The organism is Mesorhizobium sp. M1423 (assembly GCF_040317575.1).
Classification (GTDB): Bacteria; Pseudomonadota; Alphaproteobacteria; order Rhizobiales; family Rhizobiaceae; genus Mesorhizobium.
In genome coordinates this window covers 152,164-177,500 of the sequence record NZ_JAMYKU010000013.1, presented here as the reverse complement: position 1 = coordinate 177,500, position 25,337 = coordinate 152,164, and the positions used below count along the sequence as shown (strand labels likewise).

The following is a 25,337-nucleotide window of genomic DNA, read 5'->3' as shown; positions in this document are numbered from 1 at the left end:
ATCCGAGCTGCTTTACGTCTCCGCGACTTTCGGCGGCACGACGCGAAATTTCTACCGTTTCCAGATGCAGGACGGCAGCACCGACTATTTCGACGAAAACGGCAGCAGCGCCCAGCAGTTTCTGCTTCGCAATCCCTTGCCCAATGGCAGGTTTACGTCGGGGTTCGGTGCCAGGCGCCACCCCATTTTGGGGTATGTGAAAATGCATACCGGCACCGACTGGGCAGCTCCGGTGGGCTCGCCGATTATTGCCGCGGGCAACGGCGTCGTCGAAAAGGCCGGCTGGGCTGGCGGCTATGGCAAGCAGATCATCCTGCGGCACGCCAATGGTTACGAGACGTCCTACAATCACCAGAGCGCCTTTGCCAAGGGCATCGAGCCGGGTGTTCGCGTCCGCCAGGGTCAGGTTATCGGCTATCTCGGCTCAACCGGCCTCTCCACCGGTCCGCATCTTCATTACGAACTGATCGTCAACGGCACCAAGGTCGATTCGATGCGCGTCCGCCTGCCGGTCGGCAAGACGCTGAAGGGCGACGACCTCGTCGCCTTCAAGCGCGAGCGCGAACGCATCGACGACCTGCTCAAGCAGGAAGACAGCAATCAGCTGAAGGTAGCGAGCGCCAAGATCGAAGGCTGAGCCGACGTTTTCGTCGTCAGCCCTGCTGATTCGCCGTGTCGCGCGCCCATGGCAGCCGCTCGCCGGAAACCGTCATCCAGGCGGTGATTGCCGAAAGCAGGCAAAGCAGCGCGGTCACTGCGGCAACGGCCGCGAATGCCGCGTCGCTGGCGGCAAGCCGTGCCGCATCGAGACCGGGCGCCAGGCCGGCGGGCGCCGGTTCGCCGAAACCCGGAATGCCGGCACCGGTGCCGAGCACGGCAGCGTAGACCCAGGCCGCCAGCGATCCCATCGCCGCCACGGCAATCAGGCCGCCGATGCGCGAGACGGCGTTGTTGATGCCCGAGGCCGCACCCGTATCCTTGTCCTCGACCGCCGTCATGATGGCGGTCGAGAGCGGCGACACCACCAGCGCCATGCCGAACCCCATCAGCGCCATCAGCGGGAACACCCCCAACCAGAAATTGTGGATGCCCCAATAGGCCAGCAAGGCAAGCCCGGCAAAGGCAACAGCCACCACCAGACTGCCGCTGGCGATCGGAAAGCGAGGCCCGATGCGGTCGGACCACTGGCCGACCGGCCCGGACAGCAGCGCGATCAATGCCGACAGCGGCAGGAAGATGAAGCCGACCTCGGCCGTGCTCAGCCCCCATCCGGCGATCATGAGCATCGGCAGATAGAACAGATTGGCCGACAGCGCGAAATAAAGGAAGAAGGTCGCCACATTGGCGCCCGCAAACGCCCCAATCCGAAACAGCGATAGGTCGATCATCGGCTCGCGCCGCCGGCGTTCGAAGACTATGAACACGACGAGCAAAACTGCGCCGGCGGCAATACTCGGGCCGGACATCAGCCCCTCCCCGTCACCGCTCATCGAGGTCAGGCCGTAAGCGAGCGCTCCGAACGACGATATGGCGAGTGCTGCGCCGCCGAGATCGAGGCTGCGCTTTTCCGCCGGCGCGTCGGCGGGAACCTTGGCCAGCAGAAGATAGATCGAGATAAGACCGAGCGGCAGGTTGATGGCGAAGATCGCCCGCCAGATGCCGTCGCCGAAGGCCGACAGCACGAAGCCGCCCAGCACCGGACCGAGCGCCATCGTCAGCGCTGATGCCGCCGCCCAGATGCCGATCGCCCGGCCGCGTTCCTTTTTCGGATAGGCTTTGGCGATAATGGCCAGGCTGCCCGGCACCATGACGGCCGCTCCAACACCCTGGATAGCCCGAAACGCAATAAGCACCGCCGGGTTAGGCGCCAACGCGCAGGCAAGCGAGGCGGCGATGAACAGGACGATGCCGGCGACGAAGGAGTGGCGCAGGCCGAAGCGATCGCCAGCGGCGCCGCCGACGAGAATGAGGGCTGAAAGCGTCAATGCATAGGCATTGGAAATCCATTGCGCCTCGGCGAGGCTGGCGCCGAGGTCGACGCGGATCGCCGGCGTCGCAATAGCCAGGACCGATCCGTCGATAAAGCCGAGTGCGGAAGCCAGGATCGCCGCGATCAGCACGAACCGCCGCTGCGCCTGCGGGCAAAACGTATCGGACGGAAGTGAGCCGGTCAGGGGAACGGCGCCGGTACCGACTTTGGTTGGCGTGTGCATGCTGCCTTACCTAGACCGCCGGGGGGCCAGCGACAACCGGCCAGCAGGCTGTTCTCGTTGAAACCAGCCCGAACCTGGCCATGCAGGCAGGACCACGCCAGTGCGGGTGCAAACGGCCGATGCCGTGCTAAGCTTCTTGCAGCGCGACTGGCAAGGGGGAAAATACCCGCATGAAACGACCGCTCGAACCCTCGGCGGAAGGACGGGGGCGCGTCGTCGGCATCACCGACGGCGTGTTCGCCATCGCGCTCACCCTGATCGTTCTCGAGATCAGGGTGCCAGCGCATGAAACGGTGCATTCCGAAAACGAGTTGATCGCCGCGGTCACAGCACTGGCGCCGCGTTTTCTGACCTATGCGCTCAGCTTCCTGACGCTGACCATCTTCTGGTTCGGCCAGCAGGCGCAGCACGGGCTGGTCGCGAAGTCCGACAGGCGGCTTGCCACGCTGAACCTTTGTTTCCTGGGGTTCGTCGCCTTGCTGCCATTCTCGACCGATCTTTTGGCCGACTTCCTCGAATTCAGAACCGCCGTGCTCGTTTACTGGCTCAATCTTTTGATGCTGGGCCTGACGCTGCTCGCCAGTTGGCGCTATGCGGACAAAAACGGCTTCCTTGCCGAAGGCGTCGACGCGGAGACCACCCGAACGGTCTATCTGCGCATCGTCAAGGCGCAGATCCTGTGGGCGATCGGCGCTGCACTCTGCCTGGTCAGCCCGCTGCTCAGCGTCGGCTTCATCCTGGTGGTGCAGCTGATCTATGCGGCGGCGCTACGCGCGCCATTGCTGCGCAAGATCATCGGGTGAGTGGAGCAAAAACGCTCAACTCAGTCGACGAACTCCACCGTGACGCCGGGCGACACGATCTTGGCCAGCTCGCGCGCGTCCCAATTGGTCAGCCGCACGCAGCCATGGCTTTCGGTCTTGCCGATCTTGGACGGATCCGGGGTGCCGTGAATGCCGTAGGTCGGCTTGTCCAGCGCAATCCAGACCGAGCCGACCGGGCCGTTCGGCCCCGGCGGGATGGTCAGGATCCGGTCGTTTTCGCCCTGCTTGAAATTGATGTTCGGATTGTAGGTGTAATTCGGGTCCAATGCGACACGCGACACCGTATGCGTGCCGGACGGCGACGGCGTGTCCGACGAGCCGATGGTCGCCGGATAGGCCGCGACCAGCTTGCCCGCCGCATCATAAGCGCGGACCTGCTTGTTGGCCTTGTCGGCGATGATGCGCGCCACCGGCGTCGCCACCAGCCTGCCGAAATTGGCGACCTTGATGATGGTGCCGGGGCGGCTGAAATTGGCGTCCGGATTGAGCGACTTTAGATAGTTTTCATCCATATGGAAGCGCTCGGCCAGCGCCTCGGGCACCGACGTGTAGCCCATGCGGTCGAGCTGGGCCTTTTGGCTGTAGTCCTCCGGTATCGAGGCGACATAGGGGCCGGCCGCATCCTCGGGCGTGATCGTATAGGAGGCGAAGGCATCGCCACCGGATTGCGCCAGGGCGGCCTGGATGCCGATCGCGTCGGTCGATTTCAGATTGCTGCCGGTGATCTCGTTATAGGCGGCAAGCGCCTTGTCGACATTCGAGCCGAAGCGTCCGTCGATGACGCCTGGCGAAGAACCGGCACGGTCGAGCAGCACCTGCAGCGCCGCCACGTCCTGGCGGGCGCCAAGCGATAACGACGGGTCGACCGCGGTTTTGCCGCCAGTGCTTGGCGGCAAGGCGGTGTTTGGCGGCAAGGCCGCCTGCTCGCCCGGCACTGTCGGTTCGACCGGCTCGATCGAAGCCTCATTGAGCGGCTGGCGCTCAATGGTGCGCGGCTTCACCGGCTGCGCTGCCTCCGGAAAATTGTTGTTATAGCCGCCGTCATCCCGCGGCGCTTCGGGGAAGACTTCTGCCGAATTGTCGCCATAGGGGTCGTACTCGTCAGCCGGCGGCACGATGACCCTGCCTTCGTCTTCCAATTGCCTGCGGCGGAACCGCGCCGTGTCCTCCGTGTCGTCAAGATAATAGCGGTCGTCTTCGACCGGTCCGAGATTGCGCAGGCGCTCGCGGCGCAAGGCACGGCGATCGAGCCTGGTCTGCGGCGGCTGGATGGCGATAACCTTGCCGGTCTCCGCATCGACGATGACGCGGTTTCCCCTGGCGTCGTAATAGATGTCGAGATTGCCGTTCTGGGCGACAAGAATGCCGCCGTCATCGGCAGCACGACCCACCCGTGGCGCAGTATCCACTATCGGCGATGCCATCGTATTCGAAGCCAGCAGCCCGGCAGCAAGCGCTGAAAGGGTGAAGATGGTGCGCAACATGGTGGCCAAAATTCTCCGGTCCGTAACTGCCGCCGCCGGCATTGTCTCTCAAGAGCGCCGCGCGTCCTTTTGGGGCTTAAGGACACTCTAACGCTTTAAATCTCCGCATCGTGCTTTGCGAAAATCAAACTCGATTTCGGGCCGATGTGGTCGCGAACCCCTTCGCCAGCAAATCACTTGCGTACGATAAGGTTCCAATATGAACCGGGCATGAAGATGGCGGATTTCTGACCGATTAACCGGCAGCAAGTCCCAATTCCTTGCGCGCCTGCTTCGTCAGCTTCAGCGCGACGAGACGGTGGCTTTCGCGTAGATAATCCTTCAACGCCTCATCATCCATGCTTTCGCCTGTCTGGCGCTGGATCCATTTCATGCCGCGCGAGGCGAGATAGGGTGCCGGCCGAAGGCCCGGCTGTTCCCTCAGCACGTCATAGGCGATATCGGAGCATTTGAAGGTGACGAACGGCTCTTTGCCTTCACTCCAGCCGCCGATTGCAAACACCTTGCCGCCGACTTTCCAGACATGGGCGCCGCCCCACTGCACGACATGGGTCGTCGAAGGCAGCGAGGCGCAGAAGCTGTTATAATCGTCCAGCGTCATCTGCGCCCCGCCAATGATGGTAGACCATGAGATCATGGTCAAAAAAGAAGAGAGGAGCCCATCCCGATTCCATCGGGATGGAACAGGCTTTGGCTTGAAGTCAGGCGGCCGCCTCGGTTGCCACGACCGCCGGCTTCGAGCGGAAGTTCAGCCGGTCGGACCCGGCGGTGACCTTGACGGTCGAGCCGTCGAGGATCTCGCCGAGCAGGATCTTTTCCGCCAGCGGATCCTGCAATTCCTTCTGCATTACCCGCTTCAGCGGCCGCGCGCCATAGGCCGGGTCGTAACCCTTGGCCGCCAGCCAGTCGATCGCCTCCTGATCGAGCGAAAGCGCGATCTTGCGGTCGACAAGCAGGTTTTCCAGCCGCTTGAGCTGGATTTCGACGATGCGGCCCATATCCTGCCGGCGCAGCCGGTGGAACAGGATCACCTCGTCGATGCGGTTGAGGAATTCCGGCCGGAACGAAGCCCTGACCACATTCATCACCTCGTCGCGCACCACGTCGACATCCTGGTCCTCGCCGAGATTGACCAGATATTCGGCGCCGAGGTTGGACGTCATGATGATCAGCGTGTTGCGGAAGTCGACCGTACGGCCCTGCCCGTCGGTCAGCCGGCCGTCGTCGAGCACCTGCAGCAGCACGTTGAACACGTCCGGATGCGCCTTCTCGATCTCGTCGAACAGCACGACCTGATAGGGCCGCCGCCGGATCGCTTCGGTCAGCGCGCCGCCTTCCTCATAGCCGACATAGCCTGGGGGCGCGCCGATCAGCCGGGCGACCGAGTGCTTCTCCATGAACTCCGACATGTCGATGCGCACCATGGCGCTCTCGTCGTCGAACAGGAAGCTGGCCAGTGCCTTGGTCAATTCGGTCTTGCCGACGCCCGTCGGTCCGAGGAACATGAACGAGCCGAGCGGCCGGTTCGGGTCCTGCAGGCCGGCGCGCGCACGGCGCACCGCTTTCGACACCGCCTGCACCGCCTCACCCTGGCCGACGACGCGCTTGCCGACCTCGTCTTCCATGCGCAACAGCTTGTCGCGTTCGCCTTCCAGCATCTTGTCGACCGGGATCCCCGTCCAGCGCGACACGATATGAGCGACGTGATCGGGGCCGACCACTTCCTCGACCATGCCGACCTTGCCATCCCTGGCTTCGGCCTGCTTCAGCTGCTTTTCGAGTTCCGGGATCTTGCCATAGGCAAGTTCGCCGGCGCGCTGGAATTCGCCCTTGCGCTGGGCAATGGCAAGTTCGTTGCGCGCCTCGTCGAGCTGCTTCTTGAGGTCGGCGGCAAGCCCGAGCTTCTGCTTCTCGGCCTGCCACTTCGAGGTCAGCTCGGTCGATTCCTCCTCGAGGTTCGAGAGTTCCTTCTCGAGCCGGGCGAGCCGGTCCTTCGAGGCATCGTCCTTCTCGACCTTGAGCGCCTCGCGCTCGATCTTGAGCTGCATGATGCGGCGATCGATCTCGTCCAGCGCCTCGGGCTTCGAATCGACCTGCATCCTGAGCCGCGAGGCGGCCTCGTCGACGAGATCGATCGCCTTGTCCGGCAAGAAGCGGTCGGCGATGTAGCGGTTTGACAGCGTAGCGGCCGCGACCAGCGCCGAATCCGAGATGCGCACCTTGTGGTGCTGCTCGTATTTCTCTTTCAGGCCGCGCAGGATCGAGACGGTGTCTTCGACCGTCGGCTCATTGACGAAGACCGGCTGGAAGCGGCGGGCAAGGGCCGCATCCTTCTCGACATGCTTGCGGTATTCGTCGAGCGTGGTGGCGCCGACGCAGTGCAGTTCGCCGCGGGCCAGCGCCGGCTTCAGCAGGTTCGACGCATCCATGGCGCCATCCGCCTTGCCGGCGCCGACCAGGGTGTGCATCTCGTCGATGAACAGGATGATGCCGCCGGCGGCAGACGTGACTTCGGAAAGCACCGCCTTCAGCCGCTCCTCGAACTCGCCGCGGTATTTGGCGCCGGCGATCAGCGACCCCATGTCGAGCGCCATCAGCTGCTTGTCCTTGAGCGATTCCGGCACATCGCCATTGACGATGCGCAGCGCCAGCCCTTCGGCGATCGCCGTTTTGCCGACGCCGGGTTCGCCGATCAGCACCGGGTTGTTCTTGGTGCGGCGCGACAGCACCTGGATGGTGCGGCGAATTTCGTCATCACGACCGATGACCGGATCGAGCTTGCCCGCGCGGGCGTCCGCCGTCAGGTCGCGCGCGTATTTCTTCAGCGCGTCGTAGCCCTGCTCGGCGCTCGCCGAATCGGCGGTGCGACCTTTGCGTACGTCGTTGATGACCTGGTTCAGCGCCTGCGGCGTGACACCGGCCTTGGACAGGATGTCGGCGGTCTTGGCCGACTTTTCCATGGCAAGCGCCTGCAGAAGCCGTTCGACGGTAACGAAGCTGTCACCGGCCTTCTTGGCCAGTTCCTCGGCGGTCGAGAACACCTTTGCCAGCGGCTGCGCCAAATAGAGCTGGCCATTGCCGCCCTCGACCTTGGGCATTGCCTCCAGTGCCGTTTCGACGCCGAGCTTGACGTCACGGACATTGCCGCCGGCGCGCTCGATCAGCGACGCAGCCAGGCCCTCGTCGTCATCGACAAGGACCTTGAGGATATGCTCGGGGGTGAATTGCTGGTGGCTGCGGGAAAGCGCCATGGTTTGCGCGGACTGGATAAAGCCACGCACGCGCTCGGAATATTTTTCAAGATTCATGCCTGTCTCCTTCCGTCACCGGCCCGCTTCGCGGCACCGGATCAGATTGCGGTGACGGACCCGCCCGTTCGAGCCGGATCCTGTTCACGCAAGATATGGGACGCAAACCACGGACCCTCAAGACGCCTCGACACTGGCGAACGCATAATATTCCGAGCGCGCAAAACAAAAACGGCGGAGATTTCTCTCCGCCGTCCAGGGTAAAGGATGCGCTAAGATCGCCTGAACGTTTCTTCGATCAATTCTCGACGTCGGCAATAATAGGTTGACCGCCAGCGCCTTCAGCCGGCGCTGCATCGGCATTGCCAGTCTCGGCACTGTCAGGGCCGGCGTTGTCGTTGCCGCCATTTGCCTGCTCGACATCGAGGCGTGGGCGACGCGGACGCCTGGGGCGGCGTGCGGGGCTGTTTTCGGCAGCGGCTTCGTTGAGCTCGGCCTGCGCGGCGAGACCCGCCGGCGAAAAGTTTTCGAATTGCGGTGCGGGCTCGCTCACAAAGACCGGCTCAGCGGCAGGCACGGGCTCCGCCTGCGCCGGCGCCTCGTCGCGCCGTGGCTGTTCGACGCGCTGTCCACCCTGCTGCTCGCCGCGCGAGCCATACTCGCCGCGCTGGCCGTAACCGCCATTGGGGCGACGGTCGCGCTGGCGTCCGCCATTGTTGTCGCGGCCGTTATTGTCACGGTTATCGCGGCCTCGGTTGTCGCGGCTGTTTTCCTGGTTCAGAGCCAGCTCGGCCGGCGTGCCATCGATGACCGGCTGCGGGCCGGCACCTTGATTGACCGTCGAACCCGATGCCTCGTTGGCATTGTTGTTGCCGGCATTGTCAAACTCGTCGCGATCCTCGTCGCCGTCATCGTCGAAATCGTCGCGATTCTGCTGGGCGTTCTGGATCGGCATCTGCGCCTGAGCGGCTGCGATGATGCGGTTATAGTGCTCTGCATGCTGGAGATAGTTTTCCGCCATCACCCGGTCGCCGGAGCTTTGCGCGTCACGGGCAAGGGTTGCGTACTTCTCGGCAATCTGCTGAGCCGATCCGCGGATCTTCACGTCCGGACCGTTGCTCTCATAGTTGCGCGTCAGGGGATTCGGCCCCTTTCGGTTGTTGTTGTTATTGTTGTTGCCGCCGCCGCCATTGTTGTTGCGACCGCGCATGCGCCTGTTTTGCTGTTGTGGCCTCATTAGACTCTCTTCACTTTGAAATTTTCGAAAAACTCTTCACGAACGGAGGCGCTCATGCGGCCAGCCGTTTCGTTCCTTCACCGGCGTTCGCCCGCATCAATTGCGTTGGCGCCACGTGCCATCCTGTTCCGGTTACTTCACTTGCCGGACGATTCCCGCACGAAGCTTGGGCGTCGTTTGCGCAAGAAGGCAGCTATTTCCAAGGAAAACCGAATCGCTAAGAGCACTGCCTGCTTCGTCTCATCCGGTTAAGGCGACCCTAGCCGCATTCCCCGGTATTGCCAAGCGCTTTTTTCGCACTGCATCACGGCTTCCACCGTTCGAACACAAGAACTCTGTCGTTTCCGCCGAGATCACGAAACACCCCGACCGGACAGTACCCGGCCGCGGAGAATATCCCCGTAACCTGTTGGTGCTGCGTATGGCCGATCTCGACCGCAATCCTGCCTTGGAGTTCCAAATACGCTGCCGCTCCTGCGGCGATCTTCCTGTAGGGGCTCAGACCGTCCACACCGCCATCAAGGGCCTGGCGTGGATCGAAACCGCGGACCTCGTCCTGCAGATTTCCAATGTCGTCTGAGGGTATATAGGGAGGGTTTGCGGCAATTACATGGTACCGGCCAGAAACTTTTTCAAACCAGTCGGATTTGAGCGCCGTGAACCGGCCGGCGAGCCCCACTTCCCTGGCATTGCGCGTGGCGGTGGCCAGCGCCTCTTGCGAAATGTCGACGCCGGTGGCGGTCGCGGCTGGAACGGCGCTGAGCAGCGCCAGCGCGATGGCACCGGTACCGGTCCCGAGATCGAGGATGCGGCAGCCGCCTTCGCGTGCCGCCATTGCCTTGACGAAGGGCAGCACCGCCTCGACCAGCGTTTCGGTATCCGGCCGCGGCTCCAGCGTTTGCGGCGAAAGCGACAGGCGCAAGCCGTAGAATTCGCGGTAGCCGAGGATGCGGTGCACCGGCTCGCCGGCGATGCGCCGTCGCAGGGCGGCATCGATCGCTGCCGTCACGCCCGCATCGACCGTTCGCTCGGGATCGGCGATGGCTTGCGTGCGGGTCGTGCCGGAAAAATGCTCGACGATCAGCCTGGCATCGAGCGCCGGATCCGCAACCCCGGCTGCGGCAAGACGGTTTCGCGCCTCCCGCAACAGTGAGGCCAGCGTATCGGGCAGGCTGTCAGCCATCGATACCGATATCGGCGAGCAGCTTCGACTGGTGATCGGCGATCAGCGCGTCGATGATCTCGTCGAGCTCGCCCATCATCACCCGGTCGAGCTTATAGAGCGTCAGGTTGATGCGATGGTCGGTGACGCGGCCTTGCGGAAAATTATAGGTGCGGATGCGTTCCGAGCGGTCGCCCGAGCCGACCTGCGACTTGCGCGATTCGGAGCGCTCCTCGTCCGCCTTGCTGCGCTCGAGGTCGTAGAGCCTGGCGCGCAGGATCTGCATGGCCTTCGCCCGGTTCTGGTGTTGCGACTTTTCCGCCTGTACCACCATGATGCCGGTCGGCAGATGGGTGATGCGCACGGCCGAATCGGTGGTGTTGACGTGCTGGCCGCCGGAACCCGAGGCGCGCATCGTGTCGATGCGGATGTCTTCGGCCCTGATGTCGATGTCAACCTCTTCCGCTTCCGGCAGCACCGCGACCGTAGCCGCCGAGGTATGGATGCGCCCGCCCGCCTCCGTCGTCGGCACGCGCTGCACGCGGTGCACGCCGGATTCGAATTTCAGATGCGCAAAGACGCCCTTGCCCGAAACGGTGGCTATGATTTCCTTGTAGCCGCCGACCTCGCCCTCGCTGGCCGACACCGTCTCGAAACGCCAGCCATGCGCCGCGGCATAGCGCTCGTACATGCGAAACAGGTCGCCGGCGAAAAGTGCCGCCTCGTCACCGCCGGTGCCGGCGCGGATTTCGAGGATGGCGTTCTTTTCGTCGGCGGCATCCCTTGGCAACAGCAGGATTTGGATGTCCTGCTGCAGCGCCTCGATGCGATGCTTGACCCCTGGCAGATCGGCCTCGGCCAAGGCCCGCATCTCGGCGTCGGTGCCCTTGTCGGCGAGCATCGCCTCCAGATCGGCCTGTTCGCGCTCCGCGGCGCGCAGCGCCCTGATCTTTGCCACCATCTCCTGGATGTCGGCATATTCGGAGGCCATCCTGACATAGGCGTCCGCCGCCGGCCCGGCCGACATCTGCGCTTCGAGCATGTCGAAACGCTTGACGACTTGGTCCATACGGTCGCGGGGCAGGTTGATCATGGCGAAGTCTATAGCGGTATGGAGCGGTCGTCGGCAAAGGCTTGCAGCAGCGCCCGCATCGGCAGGCCTTGCGCCGGCGCCATCAGATTGTCGTCGAAGAACGCTTCCAGTTCGCTGAGCGGCAGTTCCGTCAGCATCGCCTTGACCGGGCCGATCGAAGCCGGCGACATCGAGATCGAGCGATAGCCAAGGCCGATCAGCGCCATCGCCGAAATCGGCTTGCCGGCAAGTTCGCCGCACAGGGTCACCGGCGTATGGTTGCGCGCTCCGGCGTCGGCAATTTTCTTCAAAACACGCAGGAACGGCGTCGAGAGCGGGTCGAAGCGGTCGGACAATTGGGTGTTGCCGCGATCCACCGCCATGACGAACTGGAACAGATCGTTCGAGCCGACCGAGACGAAATCGACCGCCTTCATCAACTCGTCGAGCTGGAACAGCAGCGACGGCACCTCCAGCATCGCGCCCACCTTGAGGCTGGTCGGCAAATGATGGGCAAAGCGCGACAAATGCCGCACCTCGCGATCGATGATCTCGCGCGCCTGCACGATCTCGCCGAGTTCCGTCACCATTGGCAGCATCAGCTTCAGTTCGCGCCCGCCGCACGCCTTGAGCAGTGCGCGGATCTGGGTGCGCAGCAGGCCGGGCCGGTCGAGCGTCAGGCGGATGGCGCGCCAGCCGAGCGCCGGGTTCTCCTCCTGGATCGACCCCTTGAAATAGGGCAGCACCTTGTCGCCGCCGATATCGATGGTGCGGAACGTCACCGGCTTGCCGCGCGCCGCCTCGAGCACGTCGCGATAGAGCCGCTCCTGCGCTTCGGCGCGCGGAAAAGTCGAGGCGACCATGAATTGCAGCTCGGTGCGGAACAGGCCGATGCCGGCCGCGCCAGCTTCGGCCAGTTGCGGCAGGTCGACCGCCAGCCCGGCATTCATCAGAAGATCGACCTGGACACCGTCCTTGGTCACCGACGGCTTCTTGCGCAGCTCGCGGTAGACCTCCTGCCGCCGCGCCCTGAAGCGCACTTTCTCGGCATAGGCCGCCTCGAGGTCGGGCTGTGGGCGCAGATGGATCGCGCCTTCCTCGCCGTCGACGATGATGGCATCGCCGTTTTCCGCCATGGAAACGGCGCCCTTCATCTGGCCGGCGACCGGTATGCCCATCGCACGGGCCACGATGACGACATGGCTGGTCGCCGCGCCGTCCTCCAGCACCAGCCCGCGCAGCTTGTCTCTGGGATAATCGAGCAGCTCGGCAGCACCCATCGAGCGGGCGACGATGATGGCGTCCTTGGGCAGCGAAGCCGCGACATCCTCAGGCCCGCGCCCCATAAGCTGCCGCAGCAACCGATTGGCGAGATCGTCGAAATCGCTCATCCGTTCGCGCAGATACGGATCGGTCATATGCAGCATGCGGGCACGCATGTCGCTCTGCACCTTTTCGACCGCCGCTTCGGCCGTCAGGCCGTTGCGGATCGCCTCCTCCAGCCGGCGTACCCAGCCGCGATCGTTGGCGAACATGCGATAGGCTTCGAGCACCTGGCGATGCTCGCCCTCGAAGGCGACGTCGCGGCGCTCCAGCATGTCGTCGATGGAGAGCCTGAGCGAGCCGAGGGACGCGTCGAGCCGCCTGACCTCCTCCTCGCTGTCCTCGTTGAACAGGTTGGTGACGACAATGCGCGGCTCGTGCAGCACCACATGGCCGAGCCCGACGCCTTCATTGAAGGACAGGCCGGTAAAGCTTACCGGGCGACGCAGATCGAGCTCGAGGCCGGGGCGCGTCAGCCGCTCCAGATCGCCGGTGGCGATCATCTCGGCGATCACCATCGCCGTCGTTTCCAGCGCCTCGACCTCGTCGTCTCGATAATGGCGCATGGTCTTGTTCTGCACGACCAGGACGCCGAGCGTCCGCCCTGCCCTCAGCACCGGCACGCCGAGGAAGGAATTGTAGATTTCTTCCCCGGTCTCCGGCAGGTAGGCGAAGGCAGGATGCTCCTGTGCATTGGAAAGGTTGAGCGGCCGCGCCGAGGCCGCGATCGTGCCGACCAGGCCTTGACCCAGCCTGAGCTGCGCCAGGTGGACGGCGTTCGGGTTCAGGCCTTCGGTGGCGTAGAGCTCGAGCACCGAATCGGCGCGCAGCACATAGAGCGAGCAGACCTCGGCAACCATGTTGGAGGCGATGTCGCGCACGATCCGGTCAAGCCGCTCCTGCGGCTCCAGCGGCTCTTGCATGAGCTCGCGGAGCCGTTTCAGCAAAACGCGCGGGCCACTGGCCGAATCACGCATCGCGGCTTCTTCTCCAATAGCATTTCAGCCGGTGCAGGTTGCCCTGCACAGCGGCACAAACGCAACAACTCAATTAGAGCGCCGTGCGTCCAATTGGACGCATAAAGGCCGCTCCAAGACTTTCGATCTGCTACTGCTTATCCAGACCGTAGACGGAATGCAAAGTGCGAACTGCTAGTTCCGTATAGGGACCGTCGATCAGGATCGAAATCTTGATTTCGGACGTTGTAATGGCCCGGATGTTGATCGACCTGTCGGCCAGCGCCTTGAAGGCGGTGGCGGCGACGCCGGCATGGCTGCGCATGCCGATGCCGATGACCGAGACCTTTGACATGCCGGCTTCCGACTGCACCACATCGTAGCCGATCGTCGCCTTCAGCCGTTCGAGCACGGCAAGCGCCTTGTCGACGTCGCCGGATGGCACGGTGAAGGTCATATCGGTGAACTTGCCGTCCTCGGAAATGTTCTGGACGATCATGTCGACGTTGATGTTGGCCTCGGCGAGCGGCCCGAAAATGCCGGCGGCGACGCCCGGCCGGTCGCCGACGCGGCGCAGCGATATCTGCGCCTCGTCCTTGGCATAGGCAATTCCGGTGACGACCTGCTGTTCCACGATCTCTTCCTCGTCGCAAATAAGCGTTCCCGGCGGATTGAGCAAATCCCCCATTCCGGGTGCATCGGGATCGTCGAAGGACGACCGCACAAAGGTACGCACCCTGTGCACCATGGCAAGCTCGACCGAGCGCACCTGCAGGACCTTGGCGCCCAGCGAGGCCATTTCGAGCATTTCCTCGAAGGAAATCTTGGCCAGCCGCCGCGCCTTCGGCTCGATGCGCGGATCGGTCGTGTAGACCCCGTCGACATCGGTGTAGATGTCGCAGCGGTCGGCCTTGACCGCCGCCGCGATGGCGACAGCGCTGGTATCGGAACCGCCGCGGCCGAGCGTTGCGATCCGGTTGTCCGGCCCGATGCCCTGGAAACCGGCGACCACCGCCACCTGGCCTTCGCCGAAGCGCTTGATCAGGAACGCGCCGTCGATATCGAGAATGCGCGCCGCGCCATGCGCGTTGTCGGTCTTGATCGGGATCTGCCAGCCTTGCCAGGAGCGGGCATGCACGCCGATATTCTGCAGCGCGATCGCCAGCAAGCCGGCGGTGACCTGCTCGCCGGACGCGACGACGGCGTCATATTCGCGCGCATCGTGCATCGGCGAGGCCTCGCGCGTCCAATGCACGAGCTCGTTGGTCTTGCCGGCCATCGCCGAGACCACGACGGCGACCTCATGGCCGGCATCGACCTCGCGTTTGACGTGACGCGCCACATTGCGGATGCGGGCGATGTCGGCGACGGACGTTCCGCCGAATTTCATCACGATGCGCGCCATGGAAGCGAAATGCCTTTGACTGAATGCCGGACCGAGGGCCGAAAAGCGGAAATGCGTCCGACCGGGCCGGACGCTCAATGCGCGGCCTCCTTAGCCAAATGATCGCGGTTTCGCAAGGCATGCCGCCGCTGCCGGCCAGGCGACACACGAGCGCAGTGTCACGCCTGCACTGCTTCTTGGCAAATGCCGCTCGCTTCAGCCCTACAGTGCTGTGGCTCTCCACAGGCGCGGATAATCGAGGACGAAACCGAGCGGCGAAACCTCCAGCATCTCATTGTAGCTGAACAGCGGCGCGGCATAGGCGTAGTGTGCTGCATCGACGCGTCGATAGGTCTGTTCCAGGTGCGTCAGCGTCAGGTCGGGAAATGTCAGATAGGCCGCCGGGGCGGGCGTCGCCGTGCCGACATCGAGGGCAAAACGGCGGAGCGCCAAAAGGTTCGTGGCGGGCGTGAAGCCGAGATCGACATCGATGAGACCGTCGACTTCAGCTTGATGCTCGCCGTTCAGCGTCCATTGGCGCTCGGTAAGCCGGTCGATGCTATAATGCAGCTCTTGCGTGCCGAGGAAGCCGTCGGCACGCGCCGAGTGCGTATGCCAGCCGGCATCGCAGTCCACCTCGTAGGCGATGCTGCACGGCTTGCCGTCCTGAACGAAAAGCGCGTGTCCCCTGAGGTTCCACCCGGAACTCGCTTCCGACAGCAGGCAAGCGTCGTGGCCTTCCTGGTCAAGCCGGCGCCAAAGAATGGAAGCAACCGTTCGCATCATTGTGCACTCCTTCGGACACGATGTCTCTGCTTCGTCCGCCAGGGCATTGGTGTTTCCTTCCGGCACACCATCAACTGACATGTGCTGACACAATTGCCTCCGGCAAAAGGCGGTGCTGTCAGGCATCACGCGCATCGCGCTGCCGGCGGTGAATTTCGCGCCTTGACATTCGCAGCCTTGCGCCCGACTTCCTAGCGTCCGAGGAGACCACGCCATGCCAGAGCCCCGACGATCGACGATCGATGCCGGAGAGGTGGAACGATTTTCCGCCCTTGCCGCCGAATGGTGGAACCCGAACGGCAAGTTCCGCCCGCTGCATAAGTTCAACCCGATCCGGCTTGCCTATATCCGCGACCAGGTGGCGGCCCGCTTCGGCCGTGATCCGCGTGCAGCACGGCCGTTCGAAGGCCTGCGCTTCCTCGACATAGGCTGCGGCGGCGGGCTTTTGTGCGAGCCGATGGCGCGGCTTGGCGCCGAAGTGGTCGGCGCCGATGCCTCAGTCACCAACATTGAGGTGGCGAAGCTGCATGCCGCGGAAGTCGGCGTCACGGTGGACTACCGCGCAACGACCGCGGAAGACCTGGCCGACGCTGGCGAAAAATTCGACGTCATCCTCAACATGGAAGTGGTCGAGCATGTCGCCGATGTCGATCTGTTCCTGGCCAAATGCGGCGAGATGGTCAAGCCCGGCGGCATCATGTTCGTCGCCACCATCAACCGCACGCTGAAGGCCCTGGGCCTGGCCATCATCGGCGCCGAATATGTGCTGCGCTGGCTGCCCCGCGGCACCCACCAGTTCGGCAAGCTGGTGCGCCCCGAGGAACTCGAAAAGGCGCTTGCCGGCGCCGGCCTGACCGTCATCGACCGCACCGGGGTCACCTACAGCCCGCTCGCCGATCGCTGGCAGCGGTCGAAGGACATGGACGTCAACTACATGGTGCTGGCGGAGAAGGTATCCGTCTGAAGCTTACGCCTTCTGGCCCCTATGTCTTCTGGCTTTGCGCCTTGGTGGTGATGAACACGCCGGCGGTGATGATGACGGCACCCGCCCAGGTCAGCAACTGATAGCGCTCGCCGAGGAAGAGCGTCCCGGCAAACAGCCCGACCGCCGCCGCCACATAGCCGATCTGGCTGAGATAGACCGGGCCGCCGACCGCTTGCAGGCGGAAGAAGAAGGCGAACATCGCCGAGGCTGATGCCACCTGTGCCGCAGCGACCAGCGGCACGCCGCCGAGCGACCCGAATGCATTGCCGCCCAGCAGGACCAGAATGCCGGCAAGCAGCATCAAGGCTGCTGCCAGATGGCTGCCGCCGGCAAGCTCGATCGGGCCGGTGTCTTCAGGCCAGTCGACGGTGCGGTAGATGTTGCCGGCGGCGAGGCTGACCGGGATGAGCAGGCCCATCGCCACCCAGAAAAATTCGGCCGGATGGCCCGCTTCCCCGCGCGTCACGGCCACCATGACTGCGCCCACGAAACCGACGACTATGCCGACGATGCCCAGCATGGTCGGGCGCCTGACCCCGAGCAGCATCGAGAACACCAGCGTGACGACCGGCGACAGCGTGAACATGATGCCGCTGTAGCCGGCGCCCAGATGCGGAATGGCTGAAAACATCAGCAGATTGGGGATTGCGTAGGAGACGGCCGCGGTGACAAAGAAATAGCGCAGCCTGTGCGGCGAAAGCCGCATGCGCTGCCCGTTGAGCAGCAATGCGCACAAAAGCACGCCGCCGGCGCCAAGCGAGATGACGAAGGCCCAGACCATGGCGGGGACGCCGGCCGCCGTCGCGATCTTGCCGAACGGCAGCGTCAGGCCGAGCAGTCCACCGGTGACGACCACAAGGCCAAGCGCCGAGTCCCAGAGAAATTTCATCGCCGTCCCATCGCCTGTTCGCACTTGGCCGATACCACAAGCTGAGGTACGATAAGGTAAAGATTCTTCACGTCAAGATACATAACGGTGAGAGACATGGATCGCGCAGCAAAAGCGATCGAGCAGTGGAAAAAGGAACGGCCGGATCTCGATGTCTCGCCGATGGCCGTGCTCGGACGGTTGAACGAGGCTGCCTCGTTGATCGCGCGGGAGCGGCTGGCGCCGCTGTTTGCAAGTTACGGACTGCAATCCGGAGAATTCGATGTGCTGGCGACGCTGCGTCGTTCCGGGCCGCCATACGCGCTGACGCCGACCGCTCTGTACGAGGCGACGATGGTGACATCGGGCGCGATGACCAACCGCCTCGATCGGCTCGAGAAATCCGGCTTGATCAAGCGCGGGCCGCATCCCGACGATCGCCGCGGCATCGTCGTACAACTGACCCGGAAGGGCCTCGCTTTGATCGACGAGGCGGTTGCCGCGCACGTTGCCAACGAGCACGAGATACTTTCCGGCCTGATACGCCCGGAGCAGGTCATGCTGGCACGCCTGCTCGAAAAATTGATCGCGAGCCTAGGCTAACCAAACCGGCCAAAAGGGCCGGCCGAGAAGGTGGAAAACTCAAATCCTGGCCGCGGAGCCTCGTTTGGGCCGGCGGACAGCTCTGATCTTGCCGCTGTTTCCGCCGCCACAGAAAAACTGGTCACCGCCATCGGATTCGAGCCCCGACACGCCTGTTCCTGGCGGCATATCGAGCTTCTCCAGGACCTTTCCCGTTTCAGGATCGATCCGCCGGACATCGCTCTCCTCACCCTCCCAGGTGCCATGCCACAGCTCGCCATCGACCCAGCTGACCCCGGTGACGACGCGGTTGGAAACGATGGTGCGAAGGATTGCCCCTGTCTCGGGATCGACCTGATGGATCTTTCGGCCCCGATGCTGCCCGACCCAGAGCGTTCCTTCGGCCCAGGCGAGCCCGGAATCACCGCCATTGCCGGGCGCCGGGATCGACGCCAGCACCTGGCCATTCTTCGGATCGATCTTGTGGATGCGATCCTCGGCGATCTGATAGAGGTGCTGGCCGTCGAAGGCCGTTCCGGCGTGTGCCGCCACATCGATCGAGCGCACTACTTTGCCGCTCGCCGGATCGAAGGCGTTCAATCTGTCGCCTGACGCAAACCAGACATGCTCACCGTCGAAGGTGACGCCGTCGACGTGGTCGACACCCGGAAAGGGTCCATATTCACGGAGGATTTCGGCTGAGGATCGTTTCATAATACCACCCTAGTAGCCCGGCAACGGGCCGGGGAGTAACAAGATTGTCGGGAAACCCGGTACCGGCGGGGTCATCCAGCGACGCGCCCGTCCGCGGCCGAACGACTGCACCTTGCCTGACTGGGCGAGCTGCTCGAGCGCCCGCTGCACGGTACGCGAACTGGCTCCAAGCGCAATCGCCAAGGCCGAGCTCGACCACGACTCGCCGTCGGCGAGGAAGGCGAGCACCGCGGCATGATCGTCCTCGACGGGCGGCGCCAGCACGACGACCTCGCCGGCGCGGCGTGGCGCCAGGGCAAAGCCCCGCTTCGTCGCGCTCACATCGGCCAAGCTCCGAAGCTCCGCGCGAAGTCGCCCGATTTCGACGCGCAGCCGCGCGCGATGTGATTCGTCCGCGTCCTTTCCGCGGAAAGCGCGCGCAATAAGCGTCGATCTTGCCACGTCCCCCGGCCAGGCTTCGGCCAGCGCGCGGGCAACAGCGAACAGCACCGGGCGGGTCGCCAGCGAGATGACGGTGTCTGCGACCCGCACGACATTGCGGCATGCATCCACCACGAGCGCCCCCGACGCCAGGAGCGCTTCGACTTCGTCGAGCAGAAGGGGCCGTTCCTCGCCACGGGCGACAAGGCGTGCCGCCGGCGTCTCCAGCACCAGCGATGCGCTCTCCACCTCTGCGGTCAGCGCGGGGATGCCGGCCGCGCGCGCCGCCCGCGCCGCCAAGCCGAGTGCGGCGCGCGCAGGACCGGTCCGCAAGCGGCGGATGGCGATGCCAGCGACAGCTAGCTCGTGGGCGGCCCGCGATGCCGGCGGCAGCGGCGAGGGATCGAAGCCGTCCAGCCTGCGCTCGGCTTCGTCGAGATGGCCGATCAGCAGCAGGCGCCGAACTTCGAGGTTGCGCGCATGCGCGGCGTTGACGCGATCGCCATGCTTTTCAAGCGTCGCCCGCGCGGTGTCGAGTGCCTTGGCCGGCCAGGCGAGGTCGCGCGAGACGAGCGCGATCTCGGCCTCGGCGACGATACACCGCGCGCGGGCCACGGCCTCCCTCGGGCTGAATGCTTGCGCCGCCCTTTTGAGAAGAACCTTCGCCCGAACCAGGTCGCCAAGCTGCGCCATCGCGATACCGCGCAACGCAAGTGCCGGCGCATCGTCGCGCAGCGCAACCCGTTTCAAGGCGCCGAGCGGATCGCCCGCCGCGAGCGCATGCGCCGCGGCCGTGATCAGCGAGTCCATCGGAATCCCGTCACACTTGTCACTCCCATGGCTTCGACATCCGGCGCTAAGTCCATCTCACCAACCAGTCGTATCGAGAATGGCGACTGTAGCCAACCTGAGTTGCGGCGCGCCTGAGTTGCGGCGCGATTATGCACTGAGCTCGAACACAACGATAAGCACTAGGAGAGACGCAATGAAGATCGAAGGTACAACTATCCTGGTGACTGGAGCCAATCGGGGCATCGGTCGGGCACTGGTCGAGGAAGCCCTGAGCAGAGGCGTAAAGCGCGTCTATGCCGCAACCCGCCAAGCCATGGCTCACCCCGACCGGCGTGTGACGTCCCTGACCATGGATGTAACGAACGCCGCGCAGATCCGGGAGGCCGTCGAGAAAATCGATGCTCTCGATATCCTCATCAACAACGCCGGCGTATCGCCCTTCGACGACCTCAGCGACCGTCGCGTGCTCGAACAACAGCTCGCCGTAAACCTCTTCGGCGCGTATGACGTGACCCAGGCTCTGCTGCCGTTGCTGGCTCGGTCGCGGGGAGCCATCGTCAACATTCTGTCGCTGGCCTCTATTGCTGCCGTGCCGTTCAGTCCGGCTTACTCGATCTCGAAGGCGGCCTCGTTCTCACTGTCACAGTCGTTGCGCACCCTCTTGGCCGGACGGGGTGTCAGCGTCCACAGGGTCCTTCCCGGCCCCGTGGACACGGACATGACACGGGGCCTGGACATCCCGAAGGCCTCTCCGGAGTCTGTTGCGCGAGCGATCCTGGACGGCGTGGAGAACGGCGAGGAGGAAATCTTCCCCGATCCCATGTCGGAATCCGTGGCGGAGGGTTGGCGCAGCAGTGCGGTCAAGGCGCTTGAACGCCAGTTTGCAGCCTATGCGGAAGCAAGCCCGTCAAGTGAAGCAAGCCCGTCAAGCAGTGGGCACGAAAGAAGCAGCGAAACGATTACCCGAGAAGCCCATCCTTGCTGCTCGGCATGAAACTGCAGACGCCTGTGCAGGGGGCGGCAGCACCGCCGCCCTCGACGCCGGCGGTCGGCTGTCGCTGGCGCCGACCTTCACGGTCATGGCGCGGCCTGGCGGAGATGCCTCGTTATGTCCCGGGCAGGTTGACGGATCAGTTGCGGTCGTCCGGGAAGCTGGGAATAGGCAAGAACTCGACGCCGTCGTCGGCGAGGCTCTTGGCCTCCTCCAGCGTCGCCTCGCCATAGATGCCGCGCGGATCGCTCTCGCCGAAATGGATTTTGCGCGCTTCCTCGGCAAACTTGTCGCCGACATAATCGGCGTTCTCGCGCACCTTCTCGGCCATGGCCTTCAATTGCGCCAGCGCCTGCTTTTGCGCCTCGCCCATGGCGAGCGCGATCTTTTCCTGGTTGCGCCCGGTCGAGACCGCGGGCGCCATCAGCGCCTTGTCGACCTTACGCGAGCCGCAGGCCGGGCAATCGACGAAACCGCGCTTCTTCTGGGTGTCGAAATCGTCGTTGCTGCGAAACCAGGCTTCGAATTCGTGCTCGTGCTCGCAGATCAGGGAAAAGCGGATCAAGAGGCGGCACCCCTGAGCGGCAGCGCCTGCGCCGGACCGGCGTTGACCGCAAAATCGCGTGCGTTCTTGAGGTTGGGTATCTTCTTGCGCGCGGCGACCGACTGCGCCGGGACAATCTCGGCGACGATCACCGCCGGCTCGTCATGCGCTGCTTCGGCGATGATGCGGCCCCAGGGGTCGACGATCAGCGAATGGCCATAGGTTTCGCGGCCGTCTTCGTGCACTCCGCCTTGCGCGGCGGCGACGACATAGGCGCCGTTCTCGATGGCGCGCGCCCTGAGCAGCACATGCCAATGCGCTTCGCCGGTCTGGCGGGTGAAGGCGGCGGGCACCGCAAGCAGATCGGCGCCGGCCAGCGCCTCGGCGCGGAACAGCTGCGGGAAGCGCAGATCGTAGCAGACGGCAAAGCCCAGCTTCGCGCCATCGATTTCGGTGACGACAGCCTCCGTGCCCGGCTCATAAGCGGCGGATTCGCGCCAGCTCTCGCCATTGTCGAGATCGACGTCGAACATGTGGATCTTGTCATAGGTGGCAATCGTGGCGCCGTCAGGCCCGAACAGAAGTGCGCGGTTGGCGAGCTTGCCGTCGGCGCGCAGAATGGCGGTCGAGCCGATATGCAGGAAGATGCCGAGCTCCTTTGCCAGCTTCCGCGACGTCGAGACGATGATGTCTTTGTCTTCGGAGGTGAACGAAGCGGCCCGGGCTTGGCTGTCGCGGATCAGCGCGCCGGTCATTTCCGGGGTCTGGATGTAGCTCGCGCCCAGGCCTGCCGCCTCGCGCACCAGCCGTTCCAGATCGACCGCATTGCGCTCCGGGCTGGTTCCCGAACGCATCTGGATCGCCGCCGCCTTGAAACCACTCATCGTCATGTCCTTACCTGGCCGAGCCGTTGGCGAGCAATCTGTCCAGCCGTCCTTCCGCCTCCAATTCGTGGAGATCGTCGGAGCCGCCGACATGCGTGTCGCCGATGAATATCTGCGGAAAGGTGGAACGGCCGTGAGCCCGGGAGATCATCTCCTGGCGCAGCTCCGGCGAGAAGGAGGCGTCGTGCTCGGTGTAGGCGACACCCTTCCTGTCGAGCAGCCGCTTGGCCGCAGTGCAATAGCCGCACATCATCCGCGTGTAGATCGTCACATCGACCATCGGTCAGCAACCCTGCCTCGTTCCGCTGTCATATAGGCTATATAGGCGCCGATTCGTCGGCCCGAAAGTCCCCCGGCAGCACGCGCGCGAAGGTCAGTACGTCGACTGCGCCGGCACCGCCCTTTTTTAACGCCCTGGCGACCGCACGGACCGTGGCGCCGGTGGTGTAGACATCGTCGATCAACAGCACCCGGCGGCCGGCGATTTCGATCTCCGCTTCATCAGGCACTGTGAATGCGGCGCGCACATTTTCCTCGCGTTCCCGCCGCTCCAGCCCGACCTGCTGGCGCGTGAGTTTGACGCGCTTGATGGCTGATGGCGCGAAGGGCCGATCGCCGAGCTGCGCCACCGCCCGCGCCAGTTCCGCCGACTGGTTGAACTGCCGCCTGAAGAAGCGCCGCCAGTGCAGCGGCACCGGCACGACCACGTCGGCCTCGGCGATGAGCTCGGCACCGGCGCGAAGCATCCAGCGCGCCATCCACGGCGCCAGATCGGTGCGGTCCTGGTATTTCAGCCCTTGCACCATCTGGCGGGCAACGCCGGAATAGGCAACCGCCGAGCGCGCGCGCTCGAATGGCGGCGGGTCGGCTATCGCCTCCGCCGACAGGAACCCCTCACCCATATTGTGGGTGAACGGCGTGCCCATCACCGGGCACCATGGCCGTTCCAGCAGCCTGAGTTTCGGCCAGCAGGCGCCGCACAACACGCCGGGTTGCGAGACATGGCGGCGGCAGCCGGCGCAGACCGGCGGGAACAACAGGCGCGCCGGCCAGCCCAATGCCTTGCGGGCAATGCTCTTGATCGCAATACGCTTGATCTCTGGCATGGGATCGGCCACGTGGTTGGTCCTCCGCAGCACTATATCAGAGAGCGAAGCACAAGGACCTGCCCATTGCAGCCCGTAATCGACACCTCGCTCTGGCTGGCGCGCAAGCGCCGGGCACTGGCCCGCCCTATCGCCGGGGCGGATTTCCTCATGCGGCGGGCGGCCGAGGATCTTGCCGACCGGCTCGGCGCCGTCGAACGCAAGTTCGGCAAGGCGACCTCATTGTTTTGCCAGACGCCGGCAGCAGCAGAGGTGCTCGCAGAAAGCGGCAAGGTAGCGGAAAACGTGCGCGTCGAGGCCGACGCCGCTTTCCTCGACGGCCGGCCAGGAGTGGTGGCGCCGTTGGAAACCGTGCCGTTCGAGCCGGAAAGCCTCGATCTCGCTGTCTCGCTGCTGTCGCTGCAGGCCATGAACGACATTCCCGGCATGCTGGTGCAGATCCGCCGGGCGCTAAAGCCGGACGGGCTTTTCCTCGGCGCCTTCGCCGGCATAGGCACGCTCTCCGAACTGCGCGAAAGCCTGCTTGCCGCCGAGACCGAGCTCTACGGCGGCGCCAGCCCGCGTGTGATCCCGTTCACCGATGTCCGCGACGCCGGCGTGCTGCTGCAGCGCGCCGGCTTGGCGCTGCCGGTTGCCGACGTCGAGACGATTGCGGTGCGCTACGATTCCCTCTTTGGCCTGGTCGCCGACCTGCGCGCAATGGGCGAGACCAGCGCGCTTGTCGACCGCAGCAGACGGCCGGGCACCCGAGCGCTGTTCGCGCGCGCCGCCGAAATCTATGCGGAGCGGTTTTCGGACGCCGATGGCCGCGTCAGGGCGAGTTTCTCCGTGGTCTGGATGTCAGGCTGGGCGCCCGATGCCTCTCAGCAAAAACCGCTGAAGCCGGGCTCCGCAAAAATATCGCTGAAGACGATCCTGGAAAACCCCGGCGGCCCCTGAGCATATCCCTGCGCAAAAGCTAGGCGTAGCCCTGCGCAACAGCCGAGCGAATCACTGCGCAAATGCGTTGGCAAGCCTGCTGCTGTTGTCGCTGAACAGCCACTCGATCGCACCGGCAGCCTGGCCGATGCCTGTGACAATGGCAAGCGACAGCACGGCCACGATCAAACCATATTCGATAGCCGTCGCACCCCTCTCGTCCTCTAAAAATCGTTGCAGCAAGATTTTCATGGGCGCCCATCCCTCTTGCCGGAACCTAGCGCCGACCCGTTAAGAAAGGTTAACGTGACAGGCTTAACGCGCGGTGAAACAGCTGCATTCCAATGCATGTCGCGCAAAAGTGTGCAGCGGTTTTGCGATAACGACATGCATCGAAACATAAGCGCGTCGCACGAGGCCGGTCGAACGCGACGCGCTTCAGATATCTGTTGACGACGTCAGCAGTCACCGCTGCTTCTGCCATCGGCCCGAATGACGCAAACCGAACTGGGCAGCGGCTGCAGCACGCTCTTGCGCAGCGTATAGCTGTCGCGCTGGCCGATCGAGCCGGTGCTCATTGTATCAAGCCCATCGCGGGCAAACTGCGATCGGGTCCGGCTGTCGAGGTAGGGTGTCGCGATCAAGGCCAGAGCCACCGCGGCCGAGCCGAACAAAAGGGCGATGCGCAATATTCCCATGCCAGCATTGGCGGCGCCAGGAAGGCGATCGGGCCAAGGCAAGTCCCAGTCCTTGTCGAAGCTCATGCAAATCGCTCCCCAGCGGTGGAATCGGCGTAACCGCTTTGCGTCAATTTTTCACGGCCAGATAAATCTTTCATTAACGC

At 64.1% G+C, this 25,337-nt stretch carries 25 protein-coding genes (1 of these 25 running past the window's edge); 6 read left to right on the top strand and 19 right to left on the bottom strand.

Going from position 1 to position 25,337, the window contains the following annotated elements; genetic code table 11:
- A protein-coding gene (locus tag NKG95_RS18225; protein WP_353041769.1) for a M23 family metallopeptidase crosses the window boundary here: on the top strand, positions 1-637 show its final stretch. 1,322 nt of this gene lie to the left of the window's left edge; only the last 637 of its 1,959 coding nucleotides appear in the window; its start codon lies off the left edge, out of view; the stop codon is at positions 635-637.
- A gap of 16 nt (positions 638-653) precedes the next feature.
- Here NKG95_RS18225 and NKG95_RS18220 read toward each other — a convergent pair whose 3' ends face one another.
- Positions 654-2,213: an MFS transporter gene (locus NKG95_RS18220; RefSeq protein WP_353041767.1), complete on the bottom strand. Its 1,560-nt coding sequence runs from the start codon at positions 2,211-2,213 to the stop codon at positions 654-656.
- Positions 2,214-2,383: 170 nt separating this feature from the next.
- On the opposite strand from NKG95_RS18220, the gene NKG95_RS18215 reads away from it, so the two are divergent.
- The gene (locus NKG95_RS18215) at positions 2,384-3,016 is read left to right on the top strand and encodes a TMEM175 family protein (RefSeq protein ID WP_352818562.1); all 633 of its coding nucleotides are present in this window, start codon (positions 2,384-2,386) and stop codon (positions 3,014-3,016) included.
- A 20-nt stretch (positions 3,017-3,036) separates the two neighbouring features.
- On the opposite strand, the gene NKG95_RS18210 is transcribed toward NKG95_RS18215, so the two are convergent.
- From NKG95_RS18210 to NKG95_RS18170, 9 genes are all read right to left on the bottom strand, one after another.
- Positions 3,037-4,521, bottom strand: a complete 1,485-nt coding sequence (locus tag NKG95_RS18210) for a L,D-transpeptidase family protein (RefSeq protein ID WP_352857467.1) — start codon at positions 4,519-4,521, stop codon at positions 3,037-3,039.
- Positions 4,522-4,756: 235 nt separating this feature from the next.
- Positions 4,757-5,122 (bottom strand): MmcQ/YjbR family DNA-binding protein, encoded by a 366-nt coding sequence (locus NKG95_RS18205; RefSeq protein WP_352643391.1) that lies wholly within the window; start codon positions 5,120-5,122, stop codon positions 4,757-4,759.
- A 100-nt stretch (positions 5,123-5,222) separates the two neighbouring features.
- Positions 5,223-7,829 (bottom strand): ATP-dependent chaperone ClpB, encoded by a 2,607-nt coding sequence (clpB, locus tag NKG95_RS18200; protein ID WP_352593542.1) that lies wholly within the window; start codon positions 7,827-7,829, stop codon positions 5,223-5,225.
- A gap of 238 nt (positions 7,830-8,067) precedes the next feature.
- The gene (locus NKG95_RS18195) at positions 8,068-8,979 is read right to left on the bottom strand and encodes a DUF4167 domain-containing protein (protein ID WP_353041765.1); all 912 of its coding nucleotides are present in this window, start codon (positions 8,977-8,979) and stop codon (positions 8,068-8,070) included.
- 331 nt (positions 8,980-9,310) lie between these two features.
- Positions 9,311-10,189 carry a peptide chain release factor N(5)-glutamine methyltransferase gene (gene prmC / locus NKG95_RS18190; protein WP_353041763.1) on the bottom strand — a complete coding sequence of 293 codons (879 nt, stop codon included), beginning with the start codon at positions 10,187-10,189 and terminating at the stop codon, positions 9,311-9,313.
- On the bottom strand, positions 10,182-11,261 hold the full coding sequence (gene prfA / locus NKG95_RS18185; protein WP_353041761.1) for a peptide chain release factor 1: 1,080 nt from the start codon (positions 11,259-11,261) through the stop codon (positions 10,182-10,184). Before prfA ends, prmC begins: the two co-directional genes overlap by 8 nt.
- 8 nt (positions 11,262-11,269) lie before the next feature.
- The gene (gene ptsP, locus NKG95_RS18180) at positions 11,270-13,540 is read right to left on the bottom strand and encodes a phosphoenolpyruvate--protein phosphotransferase (RefSeq protein ID WP_352483551.1); all 2,271 of its coding nucleotides are present in this window, start codon (positions 13,538-13,540) and stop codon (positions 11,270-11,272) included.
- A gap of 130 nt (positions 13,541-13,670) precedes the next feature.
- Entirely contained in the window at positions 13,671-14,924 is a 1,254-nt protein-coding gene (locus NKG95_RS18175) for an aspartate kinase (RefSeq protein WP_352483550.1), read from the bottom strand.
- Between the two features lie 201 nt (positions 14,925-15,125).
- Entirely contained in the window at positions 15,126-15,689 is a 564-nt protein-coding gene (locus NKG95_RS18170; protein ID WP_353041759.1) for a putative glycolipid-binding domain-containing protein, read from the bottom strand.
- 214 nt (positions 15,690-15,903) lie between these two features.
- On the opposite strand from NKG95_RS18170, the gene ubiG reads away from it, so the two are divergent.
- Complete coding sequence (gene ubiG / locus NKG95_RS18165; RefSeq protein ID WP_352896205.1) at positions 15,904-16,653, top strand: bifunctional 2-polyprenyl-6-hydroxyphenol methylase/3-demethylubiquinol 3-O-methyltransferase UbiG; 750 nt, start codon at positions 15,904-15,906, stop codon at positions 16,651-16,653.
- Positions 16,654-16,672: 19 nt separating this feature from the next.
- Here the strand turns inward: ubiG and NKG95_RS18160 are convergent, their stop codons facing one another.
- Positions 16,673-17,563: a DMT family transporter gene (locus tag NKG95_RS18160; protein ID WP_353041758.1), complete on the bottom strand. Its 891-nt coding sequence runs from the start codon at positions 17,561-17,563 to the stop codon at positions 16,673-16,675.
- 96 nt (positions 17,564-17,659) lie between these two features.
- On the opposite strand from NKG95_RS18160, the gene NKG95_RS18155 reads away from it, so the two are divergent.
- A complete protein-coding gene (locus NKG95_RS18155; RefSeq protein WP_023722290.1) occupies positions 17,660-18,145 on the top strand; it encodes a MarR family winged helix-turn-helix transcriptional regulator in 486 nt (161 codons plus the stop codon).
- A 39-nt stretch (positions 18,146-18,184) separates the two neighbouring features.
- On the opposite strand, the gene NKG95_RS18150 is transcribed toward NKG95_RS18155, so the two are convergent.
- Together NKG95_RS18150 and NKG95_RS18145 are read right to left on the bottom strand one after the other, a co-directional pair.
- Positions 18,185-18,838, bottom strand: a complete 654-nt coding sequence (locus tag NKG95_RS18150; protein WP_023722289.1) for a Vgb family protein — start codon at positions 18,836-18,838, stop codon at positions 18,185-18,187.
- Positions 18,839-18,847: 9 nt separating this feature from the next.
- Positions 18,848-20,068 (bottom strand): helix-turn-helix domain-containing protein, encoded by a 1,221-nt coding sequence (locus NKG95_RS18145; protein WP_353041756.1) that lies wholly within the window; start codon positions 20,066-20,068, stop codon positions 18,848-18,850.
- Positions 20,069-20,243: 175 nt separating this feature from the next.
- Here NKG95_RS18145 and NKG95_RS18140 point away from each other — a divergent pair, with 175 nt between their 5' ends.
- Positions 20,244-21,044: an SDR family NAD(P)-dependent oxidoreductase gene (locus NKG95_RS18140; protein ID WP_352591071.1), complete on the top strand. Its 801-nt coding sequence runs from the start codon at positions 20,244-20,246 to the stop codon at positions 21,042-21,044.
- A 136-nt stretch (positions 21,045-21,180) separates the two neighbouring features.
- Here the strand turns inward: NKG95_RS18140 and NKG95_RS18135 are convergent, their stop codons facing one another.
- From NKG95_RS18135 to NKG95_RS18120, 4 genes are read right to left on the bottom strand one after another with little or no spacing between them, the layout of a single operon-like run.
- Entirely contained in the window at positions 21,181-21,606 is a 426-nt protein-coding gene (locus NKG95_RS18135; protein ID WP_353041754.1) for a DUF1178 family protein, read from the bottom strand.
- Entirely contained in the window at positions 21,603-22,469 is an 867-nt protein-coding gene (locus NKG95_RS18130) for a carbon-nitrogen hydrolase family protein (RefSeq protein WP_353041753.1), read from the bottom strand. Before NKG95_RS18130 ends, NKG95_RS18135 begins: the two co-directional genes overlap by 4 nt.
- A gap of 10 nt (positions 22,470-22,479) precedes the next feature.
- Positions 22,480-22,749, bottom strand: a complete 270-nt coding sequence (gene grxC / locus NKG95_RS18125; protein WP_023721036.1) for a glutaredoxin 3 — start codon at positions 22,747-22,749, stop codon at positions 22,480-22,482.
- 37 nt (positions 22,750-22,786) lie between these two features.
- Positions 22,787-23,587, bottom strand: a complete 801-nt coding sequence (locus tag NKG95_RS18120; RefSeq protein ID WP_353041751.1) for a ComF family protein — start codon at positions 23,585-23,587, stop codon at positions 22,787-22,789.
- 54 nt (positions 23,588-23,641) lie between these two features.
- Here NKG95_RS18120 and NKG95_RS18115 point away from each other — a divergent pair, with 54 nt between their 5' ends.
- Complete coding sequence (locus NKG95_RS18115; RefSeq protein ID WP_353041749.1) at positions 23,642-24,514, top strand: methyltransferase domain-containing protein; 873 nt, start codon at positions 23,642-23,644, stop codon at positions 24,512-24,514.
- Between the two features lie 51 nt (positions 24,515-24,565).
- Here the strand turns inward: NKG95_RS18115 and NKG95_RS18110 are convergent, their stop codons facing one another.
- Together NKG95_RS18110 and NKG95_RS18105 are read right to left on the bottom strand one after the other, a co-directional pair.
- Positions 24,566-24,745 (bottom strand): Flp family type IVb pilin, encoded by a 180-nt coding sequence (locus NKG95_RS18110; RefSeq protein WP_023721039.1) that lies wholly within the window; start codon positions 24,743-24,745, stop codon positions 24,566-24,568.
- Between the two features lie 206 nt (positions 24,746-24,951).
- Positions 24,952-25,257 (bottom strand): hypothetical protein, encoded by a 306-nt coding sequence (locus tag NKG95_RS18105; protein WP_023721040.1) that lies wholly within the window; start codon positions 25,255-25,257, stop codon positions 24,952-24,954.
- Positions 25,258-25,337 lie beyond the last annotated feature (80 nt).

What these genes read in the sequence shown, in the direction of transcription:
- prfA (WP_353041761.1), bottom strand. Translation starts at nt 11,261, where the DNA reads ATGATCAACCTGCCCCGCGACCGTATGGACCAAGTCGTCAAGCGTTTC.
- NKG95_RS18170 (WP_353041759.1), bottom strand. Translation starts at nt 15,689, where the DNA reads ATGATGCGAACGGTTGCTTCCATTCTTTGGCGCCGGCTTGACCAGGAA.
- NKG95_RS18215 (WP_352818562.1), top strand. Translation starts at nt 2,384, where the DNA reads ATGAAACGACCGCTCGAACCCTCGGCGGAAGGACGGGGGCGCGTCGTC.
- NKG95_RS18210 (WP_352857467.1), bottom strand. Translation starts at nt 4,521, where the DNA reads ATGTTGCGCACCATCTTCACCCTTTCAGCGCTTGCTGCCGGGCTGCTG.
- NKG95_RS18140 (WP_352591071.1), top strand. Translation starts at nt 20,244, where the DNA reads ATGAAGATCGAAGGTACAACTATCCTGGTGACTGGAGCCAATCGGGGC.
- NKG95_RS18130 (WP_353041753.1), bottom strand. Translation starts at nt 22,469, where the DNA reads ATGAGTGGTTTCAAGGCGGCGGCGATCCAGATGCGTTCGGGAACCAGC.
- ptsP (WP_352483551.1), bottom strand. Translation starts at nt 13,540, where the DNA reads ATGCGTGATTCGGCCAGTGGCCCGCGCGTTTTGCTGAAACGGCTCCGC.
- NKG95_RS18110 (WP_023721039.1), bottom strand. Translation starts at nt 24,745, where the DNA reads ATGAAAATCTTGCTGCAACGATTTTTAGAGGACGAGAGGGGTGCGACG.
- NKG95_RS18150 (WP_023722289.1), bottom strand. Translation starts at nt 18,838, where the DNA reads ATGAAACGATCCTCAGCCGAAATCCTCCGTGAATATGGACCCTTTCCG.
- clpB (WP_352593542.1), bottom strand. Translation starts at nt 7,829, where the DNA reads ATGAATCTTGAAAAATATTCCGAGCGCGTGCGTGGCTTTATCCAGTCC.
- NKG95_RS18220 (WP_353041767.1), bottom strand. Translation starts at nt 2,213, where the DNA reads ATGCACACGCCAACCAAAGTCGGTACCGGCGCCGTTCCCCTGACCGGC.
- NKG95_RS18195 (WP_353041765.1), bottom strand. Translation starts at nt 8,979, where the DNA reads ATGCGCGGTCGCAACAACAATGGCGGCGGCGGCAACAACAATAACAAC.
- NKG95_RS18205 (WP_352643391.1), bottom strand. Translation starts at nt 5,122, where the DNA reads ATGACGCTGGACGATTATAACAGCTTCTGCGCCTCGCTGCCTTCGACG.
- ubiG (WP_352896205.1), top strand. Translation starts at nt 15,904, where the DNA reads ATGCCAGAGCCCCGACGATCGACGATCGATGCCGGAGAGGTGGAACGA.
- NKG95_RS18105 (WP_023721040.1), bottom strand. Translation starts at nt 25,257, where the DNA reads ATGAGCTTCGACAAGGACTGGGACTTGCCTTGGCCCGATCGCCTTCCT.
- grxC (WP_023721036.1), bottom strand. Translation starts at nt 22,749, where the DNA reads ATGGTCGATGTGACGATCTACACGCGGATGATGTGCGGCTATTGCACT.
- NKG95_RS18160 (WP_353041758.1), bottom strand. Translation starts at nt 17,563, where the DNA reads ATGAAATTTCTCTGGGACTCGGCGCTTGGCCTTGTGGTCGTCACCGGT.
- NKG95_RS18175 (WP_352483550.1), bottom strand. Translation starts at nt 14,924, where the DNA reads ATGGCGCGCATCGTGATGAAATTCGGCGGAACGTCCGTCGCCGACATC.
- NKG95_RS18145 (WP_353041756.1), bottom strand. Translation starts at nt 20,068, where the DNA reads ATGGACTCGCTGATCACGGCCGCGGCGCATGCGCTCGCGGCGGGCGAT.
- prmC (WP_353041763.1), bottom strand. Translation starts at nt 10,189, where the DNA reads ATGGCTGACAGCCTGCCCGATACGCTGGCCTCACTGTTGCGGGAGGCG.
- NKG95_RS18155 (WP_023722290.1), top strand. Translation starts at nt 17,660, where the DNA reads ATGGATCGCGCAGCAAAAGCGATCGAGCAGTGGAAAAAGGAACGGCCG.